Consider the following 949-nt stretch of genomic DNA (forward strand, 5'->3'; position numbering starts at 1 on the left):
GGCTCACGCGACGGCCGGCGGCCGTCGAGCACCGGGCCGCCTGCCCGCCGACGAGGACATACGCCGACGGCGCCCCGGAACGGGTCTCCTCCGGACGGGTCTCCCCCGGACCGTCTCCCCCCGGACCGGTCCCCGGCGGGACGGATAGAGCCCGCCGGGGAACCTCACGGGGAACGGCCCGGGATCAGAGGGCGGTCAGCACGGCGCGCAGCCGCTCGTCCTCGCGGATGATGCTGTTCGCGAGGCCCGAGTCGACGATGCGCCGGTCCTGCTCGGCGAGTTCGGTGACGCGCCGGCGCCGGCGGGTGTTCAGGGCCGTGGCACCGAGGGCCTGGAGGGCCTCGCAGGCGCCGGAGACATCCGCGCCGGTTTCGGCGGAGTCGGCGGAGTGGAGGGCCGCCTCGGCGAGCCGGCCGAGGTCGACGTCGTCGGGACCGGTGACGGCGAGCAGTGCGAGGGCGGCGGCAGGGGCCTTCTCGGGGGCGACGAGCAGGTGCTCCAGCCGGGGGACCAGGGGCCGGGCGGCGGCACCGAGGAGGGCGGTGGCGCGGAGGGCGCGGACGACGGTCCACCGGTACCAGAGCTGATTGCCGACGGTGCGGTCGAGGACGGAGGCCAGGATCGTGACGGCTCCCTCGGCGTCACCGCCTATCTGCCACAGGGCGGTGGCGATCGCGGTGTCGCGGTCCAGTTGCGGGATGGTCGGCTCGGCGTCCTCGCTGACGGCCGCCCGCAGGGCGGGGAGCAGTCCGGCGGCCGTCGTGCCCAGGGGTGCGGCGGCCTGGGCGGCCTCGGCGACCTCCTGCGGGCCGGCGGTGAGTGCCCTGGTGACGGCTTCGAGGAGGACGCCGGCCTCGCCGGTGAGGTCGTGGTGGGCCCGCGCCACCACCAGCGACCCGGCGGCGGCACGCAGCGCGGCGCCGGCCCGCTCACGCTCGGCCCGCGGGCC

General features: G+C 77.6%; 1 pseudogene. It reads right to left on the reverse strand.

From position 1 onward, the window contains the following. Positions 1-184: 184 nt before the first annotated feature. Positions 185-949 (reverse strand): annotated as a pseudogene (locus IH13_RS0120120) (hypothetical protein); the annotation flags it as partial.

The sequence above is a fragment of the Streptomyces sp. NRRL WC-3549 genome (assembly GCF_000721935.1).
GTDB lineage: Bacteria > Actinomycetota > Actinomycetes > Streptomycetales > Streptomycetaceae > Streptomyces.